General features: G+C 50.2%; 17 protein-coding genes. 2 read left to right on the top strand and 15 right to left on the bottom strand.

Annotation, left to right across the window (positions count from 1 at the left end; genetic code table 11):
* Window positions 1-28: 28 nt before the first annotated feature.
* The 4 genes from TW77_RS22310 to TW77_RS22295 all read right to left on the bottom strand — a co-directional run bounded on the left by TW77_RS22310 (window position 29) and on the right by TW77_RS22295 (window position 3,039).
* Entirely contained in the window at window positions 29-793 is a 765-nt protein-coding gene (locus TW77_RS22310; RefSeq protein ID WP_046007160.1) for a hypothetical protein, read from the bottom strand.
* Window positions 794-876: 83 nt separating this feature from the next.
* A complete protein-coding gene (locus TW77_RS22305) occupies window positions 877-2,466 on the bottom strand; it encodes a PepSY-associated TM helix domain-containing protein (protein ID WP_046007159.1) in 1,590 nt (529 codons plus the stop codon).
* A gap of 8 nt (window positions 2,467-2,474) precedes the next feature.
* Window positions 2,475-2,729: a hypothetical protein gene (locus TW77_RS22300; RefSeq protein WP_046007158.1), complete on the bottom strand. Its 255-nt coding sequence runs from the start codon at window positions 2,727-2,729 to the stop codon at window positions 2,475-2,477.
* On the bottom strand, window positions 2,719-3,039 hold the full coding sequence (locus TW77_RS22295; protein ID WP_046007157.1) for a hypothetical protein: 321 nt from the start codon (window positions 3,037-3,039) through the stop codon (window positions 2,719-2,721). Before TW77_RS22295 ends, TW77_RS22300 begins: the two co-directional genes overlap by 11 nt.
* Window positions 3,040-3,323: 284 nt before the next feature.
* Between TW77_RS22295 and TW77_RS22290 the strand changes: the two genes are divergently transcribed.
* Entirely contained in the window at window positions 3,324-3,767 is a 444-nt protein-coding gene (locus tag TW77_RS22290; RefSeq protein WP_046007156.1) for a GNAT family N-acetyltransferase, read from the top strand.
* On the opposite strand, the gene TW77_RS22285 is transcribed toward TW77_RS22290, so the two are convergent.
* The 9 genes from TW77_RS22285 to TW77_RS22245 all read right to left on the bottom strand — a co-directional run bounded on the left by TW77_RS22285 (window position 3,757) and on the right by TW77_RS22245 (window position 14,728).
* A complete protein-coding gene (locus TW77_RS22285) occupies window positions 3,757-4,536 on the bottom strand; it encodes a substrate-binding periplasmic protein (protein WP_046007155.1) in 780 nt (259 codons plus the stop codon). The two genes, TW77_RS22290 and TW77_RS22285, sit on opposite strands and share 11 nt — an antisense overlap.
* A 115-nt stretch (window positions 4,537-4,651) precedes the next feature.
* Window positions 4,652-7,702, bottom strand: a complete 3,051-nt coding sequence (locus TW77_RS22280; protein WP_046007154.1) for an amino acid adenylation domain-containing protein — start codon at window positions 7,700-7,702, stop codon at window positions 4,652-4,654.
* Window positions 7,699-8,418 carry a DUF1796 family putative cysteine peptidase gene (locus tag TW77_RS22275; protein ID WP_046007153.1) on the bottom strand — a complete coding sequence of 240 codons (720 nt, stop codon included), beginning with the start codon at window positions 8,416-8,418 and terminating at the stop codon, window positions 7,699-7,701. Before TW77_RS22275 ends, TW77_RS22280 begins: the two co-directional genes overlap by 4 nt.
* Entirely contained in the window at window positions 8,415-9,518 is a 1,104-nt protein-coding gene (locus TW77_RS22270) for a glycosyltransferase (RefSeq protein WP_046007152.1), read from the bottom strand. The genes TW77_RS22275 and TW77_RS22270 overlap by 4 nt, the downstream gene beginning before the upstream one ends.
* A 10-nt stretch (window positions 9,519-9,528) precedes the next feature.
* The gene (locus tag TW77_RS22265; RefSeq protein ID WP_046007151.1) at window positions 9,529-11,151 is read right to left on the bottom strand and encodes an ATP-binding cassette domain-containing protein; all 1,623 of its coding nucleotides are present in this window, start codon (window positions 11,149-11,151) and stop codon (window positions 9,529-9,531) included.
* The gene (locus tag TW77_RS24505) at window positions 11,148-11,831 is read right to left on the bottom strand and encodes a glycosyltransferase (protein ID WP_052713310.1); all 684 of its coding nucleotides are present in this window, start codon (window positions 11,829-11,831) and stop codon (window positions 11,148-11,150) included. Before TW77_RS24505 ends, TW77_RS22265 begins: the two co-directional genes overlap by 4 nt.
* 8 nt (window positions 11,832-11,839) lie before the next feature.
* Complete coding sequence (locus tag TW77_RS22255; RefSeq protein WP_046007150.1) at window positions 11,840-13,012, bottom strand: radical SAM protein; 1,173 nt, start codon at window positions 13,010-13,012, stop codon at window positions 11,840-11,842.
* Between the two features lie 17 nt (window positions 13,013-13,029).
* On the bottom strand, window positions 13,030-14,118 hold the full coding sequence (locus TW77_RS22250) for a glycosyltransferase (RefSeq protein WP_046007149.1): 1,089 nt from the start codon (window positions 14,116-14,118) through the stop codon (window positions 13,030-13,032).
* A 1-nt stretch (window position 14,119) separates the two neighbouring features.
* Window positions 14,120-14,728 carry a hypothetical protein gene (locus TW77_RS22245; protein WP_046007148.1) on the bottom strand — a complete coding sequence of 203 codons (609 nt, stop codon included), beginning with the start codon at window positions 14,726-14,728 and terminating at the stop codon, window positions 14,120-14,122.
* Between the two features lie 382 nt (window positions 14,729-15,110).
* Here TW77_RS22245 and TW77_RS22240 point away from each other — a divergent pair, with 382 nt between their 5' ends.
* A complete protein-coding gene (locus TW77_RS22240) occupies window positions 15,111-15,356 on the top strand; it encodes a hypothetical protein (protein WP_156158736.1) in 246 nt (81 codons plus the stop codon).
* Window positions 15,357-15,653: 297 nt separating this feature from the next.
* Here the strand turns inward: TW77_RS22240 and TW77_RS22235 are convergent, their stop codons facing one another.
* Window positions 15,654-17,354 (bottom strand): tetratricopeptide repeat protein, encoded by a 1,701-nt coding sequence (locus TW77_RS22235; protein WP_082079017.1) that lies wholly within the window; start codon window positions 17,352-17,354, stop codon window positions 15,654-15,656.
* Window positions 17,355-17,490: 136 nt separating this feature from the next.
* Complete coding sequence (locus TW77_RS22230) at window positions 17,491-18,303, bottom strand: hypothetical protein (protein ID WP_046007145.1); 813 nt, start codon at window positions 18,301-18,303, stop codon at window positions 17,491-17,493.
* Window positions 18,304-18,425 lie beyond the last annotated feature (122 nt).

Genomic DNA, 18,425 nt, shown 5'->3' with positions numbered 1-18,425 from the left:
TGACGATGACGGCCTCGTATCTGTGCCTTCAGTGCGCTTTTAGTGTTTCACCGACTTTTGGCAAGGCGCGTTTGTCCAGCACCGAAAATGTACTTAGCTCGATGAGCGCTGTAAACACCAGCTCTTCCTTGGCATAAACAATCAGCAAATTGCCATCCTTATTGACAGCTGTGGTGATCAATTCGCTGTATCCGACAATGACTTCTGTGTAGTTGGTACCGTCGAGACGGCTTAAAGCAAAGGTCATATCATCATTATAATCAAGCTGTTGATCTTCATTGGTGTCTTTATTGATCAGCTCATAGAAAATAGCCTGCTCCTGCTCATTGAGCCGAGCACCTTCTTGTACCAAGGTGCCAAATCGGTAGATAAGCTGATCCACTGAGTCAAACAACCAGTGAGATTCATTGGTGCTGGCATTGATCAGAATGGCATTTTTCATTCGAGATTTTCGATAACTGCTATACATTTGCTGCGAGCTGCCACTGCGCTTGAAGCCTTCTGCTGTTGAGATGTCCGCTGCTGTCGCATCAACCGTCAGCTTTTCGGATTCCAGCGGGATCAGAAAGTAATCATAGTCTCCAAGCTGTTCAGGATAACCCAGATCCCAATTTTCTTCCCGGTCCTTATCCTCAGCTAAGTTCAACGGCACATTTTGCTCGCCCTGTTCAGAAAACAGATCTCTGCCTATGTCATACACAAGCATTGCGCCCAGAAACAGTACTATGAGGAATAAGATCAAGCCGTTAATTCGCCAAATCCAGTTAAAAAAAGCATGTATTTTCATAATCATGTGAAGTGCTGTGTAATGTACCCGCTACTATGCCTTGATTTTGGGCACAAAAAAAGCGCTGTTTCCAGCGCTTTTTTGCTTGGTTACGCCTCAGAGGCGAGTGGCTGCGAGCTGACCCGCTGTGCCTTCGATTCCTGCGCATAGACGCGTTTCGTTGCGGCAATACAAATGGCAGCCAGCAGCAGCAACATAGTATCAACCAGCAAAACATCACGCAGTGCAGCGCCGCTGAGCAGGCTCGACGTGCTGTAAAACAAGGTCCAGTCGCTGATGGCGGTCAGGGCAAACAGTGCCGCACTGGCGCTCAGCAGCGCCTTGCAAAACAGCTTTTGATTGCGCATCAGCTGCGAGATCACAATACTCACAATCCAGATCAGGTAGAAGCTGCGCTCTATAAACTCAGCACGCCCCAGATGCTCGACCGGGAGCGCACGCGCCAGTGCAAACCCGGCCGCAGTAGCCGCCACTACGCCAATAAAGCTGCCTGAGGTCAGGCGCCTGACAAAGTTCAGACTGCGCTGGCTTTGGTTGCGTTGTTTAGCCCGTTTCGCTATCCACATCAGGTTACCTGTGATGATCACATAGGCAGTTGCCAGACCAAACAAGAAAAACGCTAAGCGCATCCCGTATCCTGCAAAGTCACCGAAATGCAGACTGGCAATGGTCGACAGACCACCTCGCACGGCGTTATCGTAATTGTCCATGGTCAGGTAGATTTGCTCCTGCGTACTCATCAGATAACGCACTTCACGCCACAATGAGAAGTCTTCGTTACTGGTCGTAGCGAACACCAAAATCGCGTTCTCGTCACCAAAATGTTCAATGCTGATGCGCTCTATGGTGACATCGCCCAGAGTCGCCATAGCGCGACGATACATATCATCCACACCTGTCATAGCCATTCGTTTATCGGCTTCTTCCAGATGCGGCTGGTCAAACCCGGCGGCATCGAGCAGCGCTTCCTGATTACCCTGATACAAAATCACCGCATAGGAGATCTGGTAAATAATCACCATGTTGAAAACCAGACCGGTGAAGGCATACATCAGGTGCATGGGCAGTCCCATTGTGCCTATCAGATTATGCGCATCGAGCCACTTATCTTTATTGCCGTCTTTTCGATACTGAAAGAACTTGCTGAACAACTTACGCCAGTGGATCACTATGCCGCTCAGTATTGCCACGAAAAAGAACAAAGTAATGAGACCAACAAAATACAGGCCCGCACGCCCCAGCCCTAGGTCATAGTGCATCTTGTACAGGAAGTGCGCATAGTTATGCGTATCGCTGCTGGCAACGATTTCACCTGTAATGGCATCCAATAACAAGGCCTGATGAAGGTGATCTTCACCAGTGATCGGGTCGGGCTGTGCCAGTTCACTTTCAAAGCGGGCTTCAATAAACGGATTGTGTTGATCCGGGGCATACATAAACATGCCGCCATGCATGTCTACCTGATAATTTTTTTCAATGGTTGCCAGCGCTTTATCAAATGCGGGCTGTGCTGTGTTGTGCCCAGCGTCGACCAGTAAAGGCGTGCGCTCCCAGCTGGTGATATTGTCTTTAAACAAAGTGATGGCACCGGCAAAAAACACCACAAACAGAACAGTAGAAATGATCAGACCTATCCAGGCATGGGCATTGGTCAGTGATTTAAGTGTTTGATTGTTCATTGTCTGAATTACCTCAGCACCATCAGGGCAGTATTAAGCAAAACGGATGGCACCAGTGCCAGCATCAAAGCCCGAAAAGACTTCCAGGCAGAAGGAAAGGAGTAGGCCCATACTAAAGCCGCAGCCCAAATTGGGAATGCCAAAATAAGTCCAATTAACAGGCGCGTGCCCTCGGAAAAAGGCAATAACAGATTGAGGTTAAGCACAACTGACACGGATAAAAACAGGCCGATGAATAAACCACTGAGTGTTTTAGGCCACATAGCTTGCCCCTCCAAAAATCAGGCTAACCAGGCACACGCCGCCCGTTATGGACAAGGTGCGCTCTCTGGAGTAGCCCGAGCTAATGGTCACTGTAAACAGGCTTAGCATAAACACCACCAGCGCCGCCAGCATCGACGACACCCAAGGGTAATTTAGACTGAAAGCGACAATGCCGAGTAAAAATAAAGACATAGCGCTAAACCCGGCCAACGGCTTAGGTAATGCGCGAGTGATGATGACTTGTTGCTGACTGCCAAGATATAAACTCAGTGCCGCCAGCCAAAGCGGGATAATTGCAATAAAACTCATATTTATACTAATCGTTATCATTTGCAATTATGGTACGGTTTTAAACCCAGACATTCAACTATAAAGCACAAAATATGGTCGCTTACGAGCAGAGCACTGCTACCATAGAGGTGTTTTTTGTGCGCCCCCACAACCCCCAAACAAGTTCATTAAAGTTTTGTTTCTCTGAACAATTTACGCTTGCAACCGGGGCTGCTATGAGCTTAGATAAAGCAATAGCCTGCACATAAAGTCAGGCTGCTTATCTGCGCTGGCGCAGTCACGATGGAACTAAGGAAAGGACGATGAACATTGAGCTAAAGCAAGCCTGTGATACCGACAAGCCCTATTTGCTGAACCTGCGCCTGCAAACCATGGTGGAGCATCTCGAGCGCGAAGGGATTTTTCTCAGTGACGAAGCACACCTGTGCCGACTTGAGGAAGACTATGCCAGCTCACATTTGCTGCTCATCGATAACGTAACGGTTGGCACACTCAAGTTTCGGTTGTTAAACAAGGAGGTGGAGATTATGCAGTTACAAATTGCTCCGCAATACCAAAAGCAAGGACTTGGCCGCTACACGCTCAGGCATATGTTTGAGCAGTATCCAGACTACCCGTTCTCCCTGACTGTACTTAAACACAACCCGGCTCGTCATTTGTATTTTGCGTTAGGTTTCACAACCTATGATGAAGACGAGTTTGAATACTATATGCGCCGACCCGCACAGCACATGCTTATGGCTTAACTTGTACAGACCCGGATAGCAGGCGCTGAAAATGTTGATCGATCAGCGCATCAATGGCGGCCTGATTGCGTATGATGGCCAGATTAAACTGCTGCAAACGCTTTTCACTCAACAGGCCGGGCCTGATCATGTAATGAACGGGATTTTTGTGCACGCTTAAGCGGCTTGCTCTGATATGCGCCTTATAAGGGTCGCGGTTAATCAAGTAAATGCCGGTGAATAAATCTTCTACCGCATAGTCAACGCGCTTTTTGACCAGCAAATCAAAGCGCTCCGTGGCCAGGTTAATGTCAACCACACAGTCGGGGCACTGCTGCACAACGCGCGAAAACGCCTCGCCATATACACTGCCCCGATTCACAGCCACGATAGATTTACTCAGAAAACTCAGGGTAGGCGTTAAAGCGCGCTGAGCGCTCAACGGGTTGCTCTCGTGGCGGAATAACTGCATCACTTCATCACGATAAGGCACACTAAACTCAGAAAAACGCCGCCGCTCCTGGGTAAAGCTGGCAGCAAAAATAATATCTACTTTACCTTTTTTAAATTCTTCGAAGGTCCGGCTTGATGAAGGAAATGATACGTAACGCCAACATAAATCGGCATTTTTCAGCACCAACTCAAGGATCTCAATATCCAGCCCATGATATTGCTCACCAGAGCGGAACGAATAGGGTGGCCAGTTATCGCTGGCACTGACCGTGACGGTTTGTGTACAGGCCTGTGCCACCGCGCTGCCTGAGACGATAAACAGCAGGCTGACAAACATGAACGTTAAGCAGTTTCGAACGAATTGCACTTTTAGCCGACATGATAGAAAACGTGTCTTTGCTTATAGCATAACTGGCGCTTTTTCCGCCAGTTACCAGTCAATAAATTGCCTGCTAATCAGCACAAATATGATTAAAGGTCGTCGCTATCCGCGCGGATAAGTTATTAAGCCAAGACGCACTGACGATACCAACGTCACTACTCAGCTCAACCATCAGACCAGCTTCAGGAGAGCGAACAAAGCGGATCTGCAACCAATGATAGCGCTGTTCAAAAGCAAATACCTGCTCGTCTGTCAGCCAGTTTTGCCCGCTCAAGCCAAACCTTGGCTGAGCAAACACTTGCAGCTCGGGTACTTCGCTCAGATCCGCAAAAGCGACGGATATTCTGGGAGCCTGGGTTTGAGCAAGTGTTTTAAACGCCCGATCTTTACAGAACATACTAAGCCAGCCAAAGCTATGTCCACCCACAGGGTACGCGGCTAAATCCGCGTTTGTTTGCCCAAGCTGTGCGTCGGACTGCGCACAACTATGCAATAGCAGCGGTGCACTGTGAGCAAACCAGCCCACTGCCTGACCCACTTCCACCGAGATCCCATACTCACAGTTTGTGAATGGCTGTCTGCCATTGTTTTCCAGCGCGACCGTCACTGCACTGTCACCGCAACACTGAGCGTAACTACTTGCCATAGCAGCAAGCAATGCAGCTTGCAGTGATGAGCCCCGGCACGCCAGGCGCGGTAATAACGTGGCGAGTTGCGCAGCGCTGGCTAACTGCATCTGACTATGGACCGGTTTTTTGCTGTTCAGCGCCGCCAGTTTACGCTCCGCCTCCTGACAAAATTCCCCACGAGTGTTAAGTGCATCCCGCCAGTAGTTCAGGTCGTAATCAAAGTGACCGGCCATGACCGCTTTATGACATTGTCGTTGCCAGTGCAGCAGGGCCCAGTCTCTTTGCCTGTCGAAATGCTGAGGAGCGCTGAGCAAGCTTTCCAGGTCACTACTGAGCACCTGCAGGCTGATATCATCAACTAGCAAATGGCTTATCCCTATCGCGACTATATGACCGTAACGGCTGCGATAACTGGCGATGGTTACTAATTGCTCTGACAATGAAGACTCAGCCAGACAAGATTTAAAGGCCTCCCGGGCTTGCTGTTTAAAATCTGCAAAGCTGGCAACGCTTAGCTCAGCACTCAGGTGTAAAGCCCCTTTACTAATCTGCTGCGTCATCTGCCTGGGATTAAAACGCAGCCGCAAAGCGGGATATTTCAGCAGTAAAATACGCGCAGCCTGATGGACTTTCTCACAGCTTAGCTGTTGTTGAGTGAACAACATAGTGCACACTTGCCAGCGCGCTATCCCCTGGATATGGATCATCGCCAGCTTGTTTGGTAATGCATAATTCAGCAATGTTTGCTCAAAGCCTAACGTTGCATTAGCGCAAGATGGGGCTAACTGAGAAAGCGGCACATCACTGAGTAACTGACTTAACGACACCGTCCAGCCGTGTTGCCTGGCACGGGTTTGCAGCATCAATGCCTTTAAAGAATCCCCGCCTTGCGATTTATACCCTTTGTCACGGTCCAGCTCGGCCAGCGGCACATTCAGGCTCTGTGCAATTAGCTCAGGCAATGTCGCCACCTGCTGGCATTGCGCCAGCCTTAGCTCGGCAACGCGCTTTAACGCTGGTTTATCAATTTTACCTATGGCCGTGGTTGGCAGCTGAGTGTAGTAAAAAAACTGCGCCGGCAACATATAAGCGGGTAGCGCTTCGCTGAGCACTTTGCGCAGCGCACTGGTATCTGCATCATTCAGATCACCGGCTATAAAGGCTATCAACTGGGTGCCTATACACAATACCGCCGAGCTGTGAATGCCCGAGTACTGATCCAGCACGGCTTCAATCCCTTCCAGCTCAATCCGATGGCCAAGCAGGTTAACCTGGTTGTCCAGCCGTCCAAGATAGGTGATCAGCCCGTGTTCATCACGGCGCACCAAATCACCACTGCGATAGAAGCGCTGCTCTGCACCAAGACGTGCCATGGTCATAAACTGCCGGGCTGTTTTTTGTGGCTCAGCTAAATATTCCAGTGCCAGGCCCTCGCCCCCGATCAGCAGCTCGCCCTGTTTTGCCGGTCTGCCCTGCTCGTCTACAATCAGTAAAATGCTGCCTGCCGAGGGTCTGCCAATAGGCACCCGGCTGCGTTTTAAATCGGCCCGGGTCACGTGGTGCAAGCACGATGTTACTGTGGCCTCGGATGGTCCATATTCGTTATATAGCGCAATGCGTTCAAACAAGTTCAGCCTGTCCCAGTGACGCACTATGTTATGACTGAACTCCTCTCCCCCGAGGATAACAGTATTCAAATGCATGCTCGCAAGCCATTCTTCAGCATGTGAGTCTGCCAGAAAATTGGCCAGCAAACTGGGCGGTACATCAATATGGGTGATGGCTTTAGAGATACAAACCTTGGCAAACTCGGCCGGATCCAGCACAGTGCGCAGGGTGAAACACACGCATGCCCCGGCAGACAGAAACATCAATACTTGCTGCAAAAAGGCGTCTGTTGAGCTGGATAAAATACATAAGGCACGATTGCCCGGTAGCAGCTGATATTGTTGTCGTGCGGCCTGAACTTGCACAGCCAGACTATGACGAGCAATCGCAATGCCCTTTGGCTGGCCTGTACTGCCAGAGGTATACACATGATAAGCAACGCGCTGCTGCTCTGCCTCCAGGCTGGTTGGCGGTAGCCCGCTCATTGATAAAACCACAGGGTGTGAAACACACGCCAAATCGACAAGGCAGCCAGTTTCTGTCAGTTGTGGATCGACCTTGCTGTACAACACCACACGCGCCTGACTGCGAGCCAGCATATGTTGCATACGTGCCACCGGAAAGTGCACATCGAGGCACACAAAGGGGCAGCCAAGTAACAACGCCGTTAATATCCCCACCACACTCAAGCGCGGATCATCGCCGTATAAGGCAATACAGTCGCCGGGCTCAAGGCCTGAATCGCGCAACAGCGCCACACATCGGGCCACCAGAGCGCTCAACTCGTCATAGGTGAATGTCCAGTCATCGCCTTCGAGTGCCATGGCCTGCGCGGGCTGGTTCAAGATATTGGCGATCATATTGGCCACCGTAGCTTGCGTCATGCCGACTCCTTGTGTAATGAAAGCCCGGTAAACCCATTCACGCCCACCAGCATATTGCACCAATGGGTAAGCTCCTGGCCTTGCATCCAGGGCTCGTCATTATCAAAGGTATACTTACGGGTAAACGCAAGACCAGGACAGCTGTGTTCAACCAGCTCGTCATGAAAGGTCGCCACCAGCAGGCCAACCCTGGCGTTGGGGCACAGCTGCTCAAGCGTGGTTTTTAATGTCAGCGTGTTTGCCAAAATCTCATCCGGTGTTTCAAACTGCCAGTCTTCATTTTCTTCCAGTGCCACACTCAAAAAGAACAACACACTGTCGAGTTCTGCCAGCTCAGAAAAGAAGCGAGTGCAAATGCCGTCAAACTTTTCCCGAAATGCCGGGTACTCGCGCACCAGATCATGGTTTTCAACCGCAAAGTCGTGGGCAGACAGGTAACCCGAAGCGCGATCGGCGTACTTGCGGTACTCCTTGCAATCAGGCTCATACGGTTCCAGATTTTTAAGCAGCAGTACCTCTTTACACCGCGTTTGCAGCGCTCGGTTGAGATCGGCCACCGAACGGCCGCCTATCCAGTCAAAAGGCCCACGCCGACAACCCAGTTCCAGCTGCCGGGTCAAATGACGAGGCCGACAATCCATCCCCAGGCTGTAAACCCGGCGATAGTTTCCCGCGATAAACGGGTTGCCGGTTAGAGCTGTGAATTGCTTGCTCATGCGCACGCTCCTTTGCCTTGTAATCTATTCAAACAGACTCGCCCAATCACCCGCCACCACGTTGGTACCTCCAGCAGCACACGGGCAAACGGGATCAGGCACAGTTTAAGTTTGTGGTTGGGAATGGTACGAAATTCATCGCGGGCTTTGCTGTACAACCAGAAGGTTTCAACAAAACCCAGCGCCGTCCAAGCCAGCACCAGCGCCACGCCGACAGTACTGCTAATCAAAAACGCCATCAGCAACAGCAGCGGCATTAATAAAAAGATGCTCACAGAGATCATGTCGATGCGGTGGCGCAATCCTAATACGGTTTTCTCAGCCATCTGATTGCGATAAAACGCCGCTTTATGCAGCGCCACTTCGACAAACCCCTGCGACCAGCGACGGCGCTGCTGCAACAAGGCATGGAAGGTTTGTGGCGGCTGGGTCAGCGCTTGAATTTGCGGCGCGTAAAACACGGTGTAACCCAGCTCCAGACCCAGCAAACAGGTTTCTCTGTCTTCACCACTGCGCAGCCCGCTGTGGCGAGACAGCAGCGCCTCAATAATTGGCCGCTTATACAGACAGCCCGCGCCGGGCATAATGGGCACACTGCCCTCATTTTTGCTGAACTGATAACTGGCTCGCTCCAGCGCATATTCCAGCATCTGAAACTGCACTGCGGGTGTATTTCCTTCTGTGGGGCGCATGCTGAAATAACACCCCATAGAGGCCGAGTCTGCTGCCAACTTATCATGTATCTCAGGCAGGTTATCCAAACCCTGAAGTTCAGTATCAAAGTCGGTGAAAATAATATACTGATGCGGCAAAGCTTTGATTTGGGTATAAAGCGCCCCTATCTTTTGGCCATTGGGCGTCACTATGCTGAGGCTAAGATGGGTCAGCTTTTCAGTATCCGCCGCAAAAGGCTGATCGGTAGAGCCATCATCAATCAGGATAATATCCAGCTCAGGATGGCGCGCTGCCAGCCCATCAAAGTAAGCCAGGCGCTCGGCAAAGTTTGTTTTATCGCCCGCTTCGTTATAAAAAGGCACTAAAACTGCCGTTGTTTGAGTGGTTACCCGCTGTGCCAGCCAGGTTAACTGATAATCTTTCATCGCACGCTCCTTAGTGGGATTTGACCAGCGACAGCGGCTGTGTCGGATAAGGGTGAAGCTGACCATCACGCATCAGGTAATGGCTGTCACAACAATCAAAGTAAGCCTCATCATGGGTGATCACGAACAGGGTTTTACCCATTTCTTTGAGTGTGGGTAACCACTGGCGGTAAAACACCTGACGGCTTTGCGGGTCGATATTGGCGGCAAACTCATCCAGCACCAGGATGGGCCGCTCTTCCATCAGCGCCTGCACCATGGCCAGGCGTTTTAGCTGGCCCGTCGACAGGCGGGTATTGGTAAAACGACCGTCGCGAAACTGCACTTTGTCGCTCAGCGCAAGTTTGTCCAGCCATTGATTAATTTGCGCCTCGCCCATCGGCTGCCCATAGCGATTGGCAAAGACCACACTGTCGGCCGAAATACCGGAAAAAAGCTGACGATAAGCGAGTAGCTGAGCCGCCTCAAGCGGACGATTATCAAGCCAGACTTGACCGCTTTGCGGTGCATATAATCCACTTAGCAACCGCATAAAGGTGGTTTTACCAGAGCCATTGCCGCCGGAGATAAACACGATATCACCCTGGTTCACTTCAAGATTAATGGGCCCGACCGTAAACCCTTGGTCATATTCAAACATCAACTTTTGCAGCGTCAGCTGCTGTGTAAACGACACCGCTGACGACGCAACACCCTGCTCCCCGGCCTCGCTGGCCAGTTGTTTGATTTCGGCCAGCTTGTGTTGCGACACCTGTAGCTGGCTGAGCACCCGAAATAACTCCATGCTGCTGTGAAACGGGCTCACCATAAACAAAGTGATGATCACAAAGCTGATACTCTGCTGAGGCGACAAGGCAAACCACAACGGCGCGACAAATACCGCCACTGCCGCCAATAGATAAAGTGCGGCCATCAGCATCAGCTGATTATGGGCAAAGCGACATTCGGCCATAATTTTGTTGTGCTGAACGGCTGAGGCATCGCGGCTCAGGTGCTGTTCATACAGGCTGTCATTGCGCAGCGCGTTTTGTTTCACTTCGCGGATCCCCATCAGCAGGTCGTGCAGATGAGTAAAAAAGCTGTCTTCGGCTTCTCTTGCGCGCTCATACCCCTGATGAATGCGCCCGAAGCGCAAACAATAGGCCGTCACCGCCAGCGCTATCAGCCCCAGCGCCAGTAATGCGCCCAAAGGGGCAATCACAAACATGTAAATCAGTGCTGCAATTACAGTGAACAAATGCCCCACACTCAATGCGACGAACTGATTCAGCTGACTAAGTGTGTTGGCATCATACGCAATCGCCGAGAGGATCCGCTCCTGGCCAAACTGCTCTATCATCTGTAACCGGGCATGGCGCACCGCATCCAAAATATCCAGCCGCACGGTCTTAATGGTGGTTTCGGTCAGCCGGATCACGCTGCGCTGAAAAACCAGCTGCACCAACACAAAGCCAACAAATGCCACTGAGAACCACACCGCACCCTGAACCAGATTGGCCGGGTTGCTGCTATCCAGTTGCAGTGCCATAGTGAAAGTGTGCAAGATCAAAATGGTGGTGCAGGCGCTTAAGCTGCTCAATAAAACCAGTTTGAGCGACAGCACCTGCCACAGGGCCCGGCATTTTTCTATCATACTTGTCCTCCCAGACTGCGAGCATACAGGCGCGGCGAAAGCTGCCACAGTACGCCCCCAAGCAACAGGGAGCCGTAATAGCGTAAGTAACCATGGGTGCGGAATTTGCGCTCATTGTGGACAAAATGACAGCGCCCAAGCCATTGATAATGACCACCGTGACGCTGACATCGCACGCCCAAGTCGGTGTCTTCACCACGCAATAAGTCCGTGTTGAAGCCCCCTACCGCTTTAAACAAATCGGCCGACACAAAACAATTGCCGCCCATACTCAAATGACGCCGATTAAAGCGGTTGATATCGGCCGCAACAAACCGACCGAGCCAGTGGCCACTGTCACTTTTCAGTGGCGCTGTGCCATACACTGCTCTGTGACTGCCTTTGCCAAACTGAGCAACCTGCGCTGGTAACTGTGCACTGCACACGGTATCAGCATCGAGAAACAACAGCATGTTGCCACTTGCCTGTGCAGCGCCATAATTACGCGCCGCAGCGGCACTGCCTGCTGAGATAGTAAATACTTGCTCAGTGTAGGCCCTCGCTACCTGTACAGTTGCATCTAAGCAGGAATCACAGACCACGATCAGCTCAGCATCCAGAGGTAACTGTTCAACCAATCGCGGCAAGGTAATTGCTAATGTTTTTGCTTCATTGTGAGCCGGCAAAATCACGGACAACATACGCACCTCTACAGCAAAAAGTTATGTGCATCAGGGCAGGCGTTGAGCACTTTAAGGCTTTTCTGACGCATGGTCTCGGCAGCACGCTGATAGGGCTCAGACGCAATGAGTTCCTCAATAGGTGTTTCCAGCACATTACCAAAGACCAGATCAGGGAACTGCTTGGTCATCACCAGTTTGCCGCCGATATCGACATCCAGTTTCACGCCCATTTTGAGATAATGTGGCCGAGCCGGCATTTTGCCGCGATAGTACTGACGAATTTCGTCTGCGTCATAATCCGGCCCGAACAATACCGGGATCTGGGCCGGATAAGCACGCAGTTTTTCTATGGTGTCTATCACCTGCTCAATATAGTCCGGGCGAAAATCGCCCATATCAAAGCCAGTATAAGAATTGGGCACTGTGTCATAGTCTTCACAAAAGCGGTGGTATTCGCTGCGCGCCATCATGTCCACGACCCACAGATGGTTGTAGATCATCCAGTCCACGCCCGCCTGCTCACACTCATTGAGCAGCTCAGTGGCCCGGTCGAGGTTTTTGGCCATCATGGTGTTTTCTACCCCGATCAACCACTGCTTGCCCGCTTTTTTACCATCAGCCAGCAACTTAATACCGGCCATGGTTTTGTTGTAGGTGCCTTTGCCCCGGATCGAGTCATGGATATCTTTTGGTCCGTCGATGGAAATTAAAAAGGCCAGCTGATCGTGATACTTACTCAGCTCCTCAAAGTGACGCTTGATCATCAGACCATTGGTACAGATATAAATAAAGCACCCGGCTTCTGCCAGACGGCTGAGGAATTTGGGAAAATCGGGGTGCAAAGTGGGCTCACCGCCGGTCAGTATGATGTCGCAGCGCTGACGCTCAACAAAATCAAATAAATGACCGCTCTGTTCATACGGAATGGCCGTGGGATCCAGACCGTGATGAAAACCGGTTTCACGCCACTGGAAACACTGCTCGCAACGCAAGTTGCAGCTGCTGGTCATTTTAATTACCAGTTTGCAGATGTTCTCGGCTTCAATTTTTCCGCTCGCGGCATAGCGCCTGAGGGCGTTCGCCACGCGCTCGGTGCTGGCCTGATGGTGGGCAGTAAACCCTGGGTTTCTGGCCATAAAGTTCTGATGCGCCTGCGGTAATTCGCTGACTGACAGCTGCGTGGCTTTCTTAGTCCACATATTCGACTCCTACAATATTATTTGCTACTTGCGAGTAAATGATGACAAATCTGTTGTGATGCATTGGCATTGACCAATGTGGCCGCTCTCATGCTGGTTTGGCTGCGCAATGAGCTTGACCCCTGAATGCGACTGAGCAGGTCTCTAAGCTGCTCGTCATTGTGGGCATTGAGCGCGGCACCCTGCGCCACAAACACGGCGCGATTGTGCTGCTCTTGCCCGGGCAAAGCGCCATGAATGATCAGGCAGGTATTGGCCAGCGCCGCCTCGGTTAAAGTCAGGCCGCCCGCTTTCGTGATGATGATGTCGGCCTGAGCGTAATAGGGCCGCATATCCGACACAAACCCAGCCAGCCGCAGCTGTTGCTGAGCAATCTGTTGTTCAAAACGTGCCTGCAACTGCTGCTGTAACGCCTCGTTCTGACCGCAAATAACGGTCACCGTGCCTGATGGGTTTTGCGCCAGCAATAAAGCCACCGTTGCAGGTGAGATCCCCAGCCCCCAGCCACCGCCACAAAGCAATATGTTCAGGTTCGCGTTGTTTTGCTCATTTGTTGCTGTTAAATCGGGCGTTACCTCGGTGGGGATCCCCAGCGGCAATACCTCGGTCCCTCTGGCGCGATGCCAGTCCAGCACGGGGTGACTGTACTGATGAGAAACAAACAACTGAGTGAGCGCAGTCCGCCATCCGTTCGATATTTGATAGTCTCCCAGCACACCACTGACTTCGACCTTGTGCCCGGCCAGTTTTGCATAATAACGGGCAAAAAAAGCGCCATAATAGCTACACGCCACCACCTGTTTGTGACGGCGGATCACCGCTTTGGCCTCATCCAGCTTGTCATTGCCTTTAAGTGCCAGCCACAGTGGTAACAATCGGTAAAGAAACGGATAAAACCAGCGGCTGGCATACAATTTACTGTGATGTTGCTTACCCGACATGCACCACTGGTAATACTGGCCAAACAGCAAGTCAGACAGCCACTGTGGCAATAGCTCGGACACTGACATCAGCTCAACCGCTTTGCCTTGTTTGCGAAAACGACTCGCCAGGGCTTGTGCCAGCGCGCGTGAGCCAGCGCCGGATTCCACATATAGCAGTAACATACTACTGAACCCGCTCAAGTGGCCGCGTGGTGTTCAGCCACAAAGCTCTTACTTCAGCCAGCTCCAGTTTCATCACCACCATGTCCTGCTGCGGGCCATAAAAATTTTCAAAACGACCCAGCGCGGTAAACTGTAAAGAGTGATAAATATTAAGAATGTTCGACTGCTTGGTGTCGGCAAATACCTCAATGTAGAGCTCTTCATAACTGGTTTCTTCCAGCAGGACTTTTAGGGTATCGAGCAGCATGGCCATTTTTACCAGAGGCGAGACAGCCTGATCGGCAACAAACCAGCCACCCCAGACGATGCTTTTTGGGTCCCACAAGCGATAGTGATAACCGGACATGCCAACCAGCTGCTCGCCCTGTTTAAAGCACCAGTAGTGACGGCCATTGTCTATCCCCGCCGCCAGACAACGGCGATGAAATTCAATGGTGCGAATGGTGTCTTCGTTCAGTCCATCCACCATTGCATGCTCGATAAACTCCAGTTGCTCATCGCCAAAAGACACCGCTGTCTTTTCAAGCCGCTGATGATGCATAAAGCGCTCGGTACGGCGCATTTTTTGTACCAAAAGTTCTGCTCTGCGATCTTTAAATTGCTGTTCCATATCCGGCCACCCATAGTGTTGCTTTGCTTTGATGGCCTGCAAGTTATTATAAGTATTGGATAAAATCGCTTATGGAAAAGTGATGAATGATTATGAGAGCACTATGAAGGCTGAGCAATGGTTATTCTAACTGATGATAAAACAGCCCGTTTTAAAGCCATTAACATGGTGTTTTTTGCTTAACATTGGGCTGTAAACTCCACCTTATTTCCGAGCGGGAAAAGCACGATTTTTTGTGTTATTTTGAGCGGCAGTTATGCAAACAAAGAGGCCTATAGTGCCGATAAACAAACTGCTATATTCTCTGCTGATACCACTCATTTTATCTTTAATAGCATGTACTTCACCCCCTTCAACGATCGTTGAATGGCCTGGTGGCAGATTGTCGTTATCAGAAGAGCCGGCTTCATTTAACGGCGAAGTGGGACAACGAACATTCCAGGCGACTGTCTCTGCACTGTGGCATGAAGGCGCACACTGGTATGTCATTTATGCCTGCAGCGCTTATGAGCAAAACACGGACACAGAGCGTTTTTCTGCCGGCGAAGTGACATCTGAGTCGGCGCTCATCGGCACACCTGTCACGCTTGATTGTGGCTTAGGGGTTACGTTGACTGTACGACCGTGACTTTTTAGCGCAACTATCGTGCTATAAATGGAAAGAGGTAAGGCGAAGGTGATCCACGCAATACGTCATCAACCAAGTCGTCTGAAGCAAGAGCACGGGATGACGGGTGAAAAGGGTCAGATTTATGGTGTGTTGTGAGGCATTCCAAGCGTCTGCGCTTCGCAGCCATAACAGCCTATAGCCTGAGGAAAAAACAAGCTCAGCAAGGATGCATTGTGGTCAAGCCAGCTCCTCGTCGTCTTACCGGCCCTGAGCCGCCACCTGCTCAAATAAACAGCCATGTGTTGCTTATCGGTGCTAATCGCTTTGTTTACGGCGTTTAATTGCTTGCTCAATCTGCACTTTTAGGTCTTTGGCTCCCTGCCTGTCGGGATCAAGCTCCAGTGATCTCTCTATCGTATTTAGCGCATCTTGATATTTTTCTTGTGCAAATAGTAATTCAGCCTTCGTCTCAACGAATACAGGATGTTTGGGCGACAAATCCAATGCTCTGTTTATCAGGACCTCAGCTTCCTCAAGACGGTTTTGTTCAACCATTAAACTAGCGTAATTGTTCATCACATTTGTGTAATCTGGCTTAAGAGACAATGCTTTTTTATACAAAGCTTCTGCCTCCTCAATTCGGCCAATACTATTTAGTAGGATCGCGTAATTATAAAGATAACTTGCCTCACGGGAGTTTAACTCCAACGCTATTTTATAGTGAGCTTCCGCTTTTTCAAAATTCCCCTGAGCTTTTAACACTAGTGCATAATTGCTATGAGCACTGTCATCATAAGGGTCAATATCTATCGCTTTTCTATAGTGCTTTTCCGCACTTATAGCCTGACCTGTGTCAAATAACCAATAAGCGTAGTTGTAGTGCAGTTCTGACGACTCTGGCAAGGCTTTAATTGCCTGCCTATAGTGTTCAAGTTTATCTTCAACAGACCCTTTACCTTCAGCCTCGAGTGACCAGTCCAACCAGCTTTTATCCTTCTTTTCCTTGGGTTTAGGCAGTAGTTTTGCTTTAATGTCTTCTCCGCCCTCACGAGAGGTATTCAGTACCTGCTCCTGAAGTGTTTGCTTCATATCTTCGGTATAACGCTCCAAGTCTTTTAACTGATCATCATGCTTATAACCCCAAAGGTTGCCGATATCCAGCATTAGCTGATCCCAGTCTGGCGTTGGCACCAACACGCCGTTATGCTTTTGCATCAGCGCAGCGATGTCGCCATTTGGTTGTCCGCCAGGTTCGTAGTAGCACCAGAAAGGTCTGCCACTGATGTCCTGCTGCGACAGGTCAGATAAAAAGTTCATCAGGCTGCCATCGTTTCCGCCATAACCAATAAAAATGGGGGTATAAAATTTAAAGATATTCTTCAGGGCATCTTCCCAGGGCTTTTTCAACTGCCCGGTGCCGTCTGGGTCATTAATGGGGTCGGTAAACAAGTCACGGTGGATTTTGGCGACCATAGGGCGCCTTGCCAGTGGCTTCAGATATCCAGCGAGGGTTTCGTGACCTATCACATGCGGAGAGCGACGACCATAAATATACAAAGAATCAGCGACCAGGTTGTCGAAATTGGTAGTGATCACCATGTTATGGCTGGTATTGGTCATTATCCAGGCCAGTACGGCATAACCAAAACTCGGACTACCAGCTTCGATGGCTTTTTCCAGCTCCGCGAAGCCGGCCTCATGGTCACCTGCGAAGCAGCGGGCAAATATCTCGGGATAATGACCAGCCAGATTATCAGGCTGCCAGTTGTCTATTTCCAGCGGGTTACACCTGAGCCAAGCATCAAAGTCGCTACCGGGTGATACCTCTCGATGATACAACATTTGCATCCATTCCCTTGCCAAATGCGCTGCGCCTTTAACCCCTGACTGGATTGATGCCCCCGCGCCCAGAATAAACACAAAGCGACGGTCTTCCATGGTGCCATTTATACGTTTTAATTCATCAAGGAAACCCTTTAATGCCCAAACCTGCACTGCTGATGCCTCTCTGTCCATGATATTTTTATAAATTTATTTATAACTGGACCAATTGTAACGCGAAAGCTCCCTACCCGGAAGTGATCTGGATCAGTCAAAAAGTCGCATTTTGCGCACCGACGTTGTGTAATAAAACTCGTTTAGCTGTGAATACTCAGCGCTTTGGACACACCACTTTCTCTGCCTTCAGATGATACATTTCAATATCCGGATGACTAAAGAACCCCACTTCCCAGGGGTTTTTAGAGATAAACAACTCTCTCACTTCATTAAACAAAGCACTGCTCGTGGCTATTTGGTGCACCCGCCCGGTGATGATGGAGTAGTTCCATTCAACATAGTTTTCAAAGGTAAAACTGGCACGATTGTCGATGGCAAAATAGCACTGATTATCGCGTTTCATCAGGCTGGATTTAAAGGTCTGTGGCAGGGTGATAAAAAAGATATCGTCATCGGTACTGGATAAAAACGCCATCACAGTAGTGTGTGGTTGCGACTGTGCTTTGGTGATCAGCACGCCAACTTTGTTGTCGTGCTCTTCTTCGTCCATAACAGGCGTTGCAGTTAAAGGTGTGCAGGGTAAGGGGTTTTGCACACGCGGATCTTCCGGGAATTGATACCCCGGTGCACGATATTCCAGCGCAACCGAAATCCCGTAATACACCTGATACTCCACAGCCGACAGGGTGACGTCGGTCTCGTTCAGGGCGGTTACCCGGCCTTTGTACGATAAACGATAAACACTCAACTCGGCGTCATATTCGCTGACCCCGGTGCGGTTATCCAGATGCACCGTGACCAGATCGCCAACACGCAATGCGTGACTCTCTCTGAGCTGGAGCAAAAGCTGGTTGTCATCATTTATTTGTGCAAAACAGATAAAGACATCAATGCCGCCCAGATGGGTCTGGTAAGCCGATGCAACGGCAATCACAGGTGATGGAATAAACTGATTTAAAGACGACATAACACTCCCTTGAAACTGGGTTAGCAAGCAAAATCGAACACTTTAACTCTAGCATATACACGTCGCAGGATACGCTATACATCACGCACAACCATTCTTATTTACAGAACGATAGTGACGAT

This window comes from Pseudoalteromonas rubra (assembly GCF_000967655.1).
In the GTDB taxonomy this organism is placed as follows: domain Bacteria; phylum Pseudomonadota; class Gammaproteobacteria; order Enterobacterales; family Alteromonadaceae; genus Pseudoalteromonas; species Pseudoalteromonas rubra_A.
Note: the sequence above shows the minus strand (reverse complement) of the source record. Positions and strands in the feature narration are given on the sequence as shown.

Excerpts from the sequence above, each read along its gene's own strand:
- TW77_RS22310 (WP_046007160.1), bottom strand. The coding sequence starts at position 793 with ATGATTATGAAAATACATGCTTTTTTTAACTGGATTTGGCGAATTAAC.
- TW77_RS22305 (WP_046007159.1), bottom strand. The coding sequence starts at position 2,466 with ATGAACAATCAAACACTTAAATCACTGACCAATGCCCATGCCTGGATA.
- TW77_RS22300 (WP_046007158.1), bottom strand. The coding sequence starts at position 2,729 with ATGTGGCCTAAAACACTCAGTGGTTTATTCATCGGCCTGTTTTTATCC.
- TW77_RS22295 (WP_046007157.1), bottom strand. The coding sequence starts at position 3,039 with ATGAGTTTTATTGCAATTATCCCGCTTTGGCTGGCGGCACTGAGTTTA.
- TW77_RS22290 (WP_046007156.1), top strand. The coding sequence starts at position 3,324 with ATGAACATTGAGCTAAAGCAAGCCTGTGATACCGACAAGCCCTATTTG.
- TW77_RS22285 (WP_046007155.1), bottom strand. The coding sequence starts at position 4,536 with ATGTTTGTCAGCCTGCTGTTTATCGTCTCAGGCAGCGCGGTGGCACAG.
- TW77_RS22280 (WP_046007154.1), bottom strand. The coding sequence starts at position 7,702 with ATGACGCAAGCTACGGTGGCCAATATGATCGCCAATATCTTGAACCAG.
- TW77_RS22275 (WP_046007153.1), bottom strand. The coding sequence starts at position 8,418 with ATGAGCAAGCAATTCACAGCTCTAACCGGCAACCCGTTTATCGCGGGA.
- TW77_RS22270 (WP_046007152.1), bottom strand. The coding sequence starts at position 9,518 with ATGAAAGATTATCAGTTAACCTGGCTGGCACAGCGGGTAACCACTCAA.
- TW77_RS22265 (WP_046007151.1), bottom strand. The coding sequence starts at position 11,151 with ATGATAGAAAAATGCCGGGCCCTGTGGCAGGTGCTGTCGCTCAAACTG.
- TW77_RS24505 (WP_052713310.1), bottom strand. The coding sequence starts at position 11,831 with ATGTTGTCCGTGATTTTGCCGGCTCACAATGAAGCAAAAACATTAGCA.
- TW77_RS22255 (WP_046007150.1), bottom strand. The coding sequence starts at position 13,012 with ATGTGGACTAAGAAAGCCACGCAGCTGTCAGTCAGCGAATTACCGCAG.
- TW77_RS22250 (WP_046007149.1), bottom strand. The coding sequence starts at position 14,118 with ATGTTACTGCTATATGTGGAATCCGGCGCTGGCTCACGCGCGCTGGCA.
- TW77_RS22245 (WP_046007148.1), bottom strand. The coding sequence starts at position 14,728 with ATGGAACAGCAATTTAAAGATCGCAGAGCAGAACTTTTGGTACAAAAA.
- TW77_RS22235 (WP_082079017.1), bottom strand. The coding sequence starts at position 17,354 with ATGGACAGAGAGGCATCAGCAGTGCAGGTTTGGGCATTAAAGGGTTTC.
- TW77_RS22230 (WP_046007145.1), bottom strand. The coding sequence starts at position 18,303 with ATGTCGTCTTTAAATCAGTTTATTCCATCACCTGTGATTGCCGTTGCA.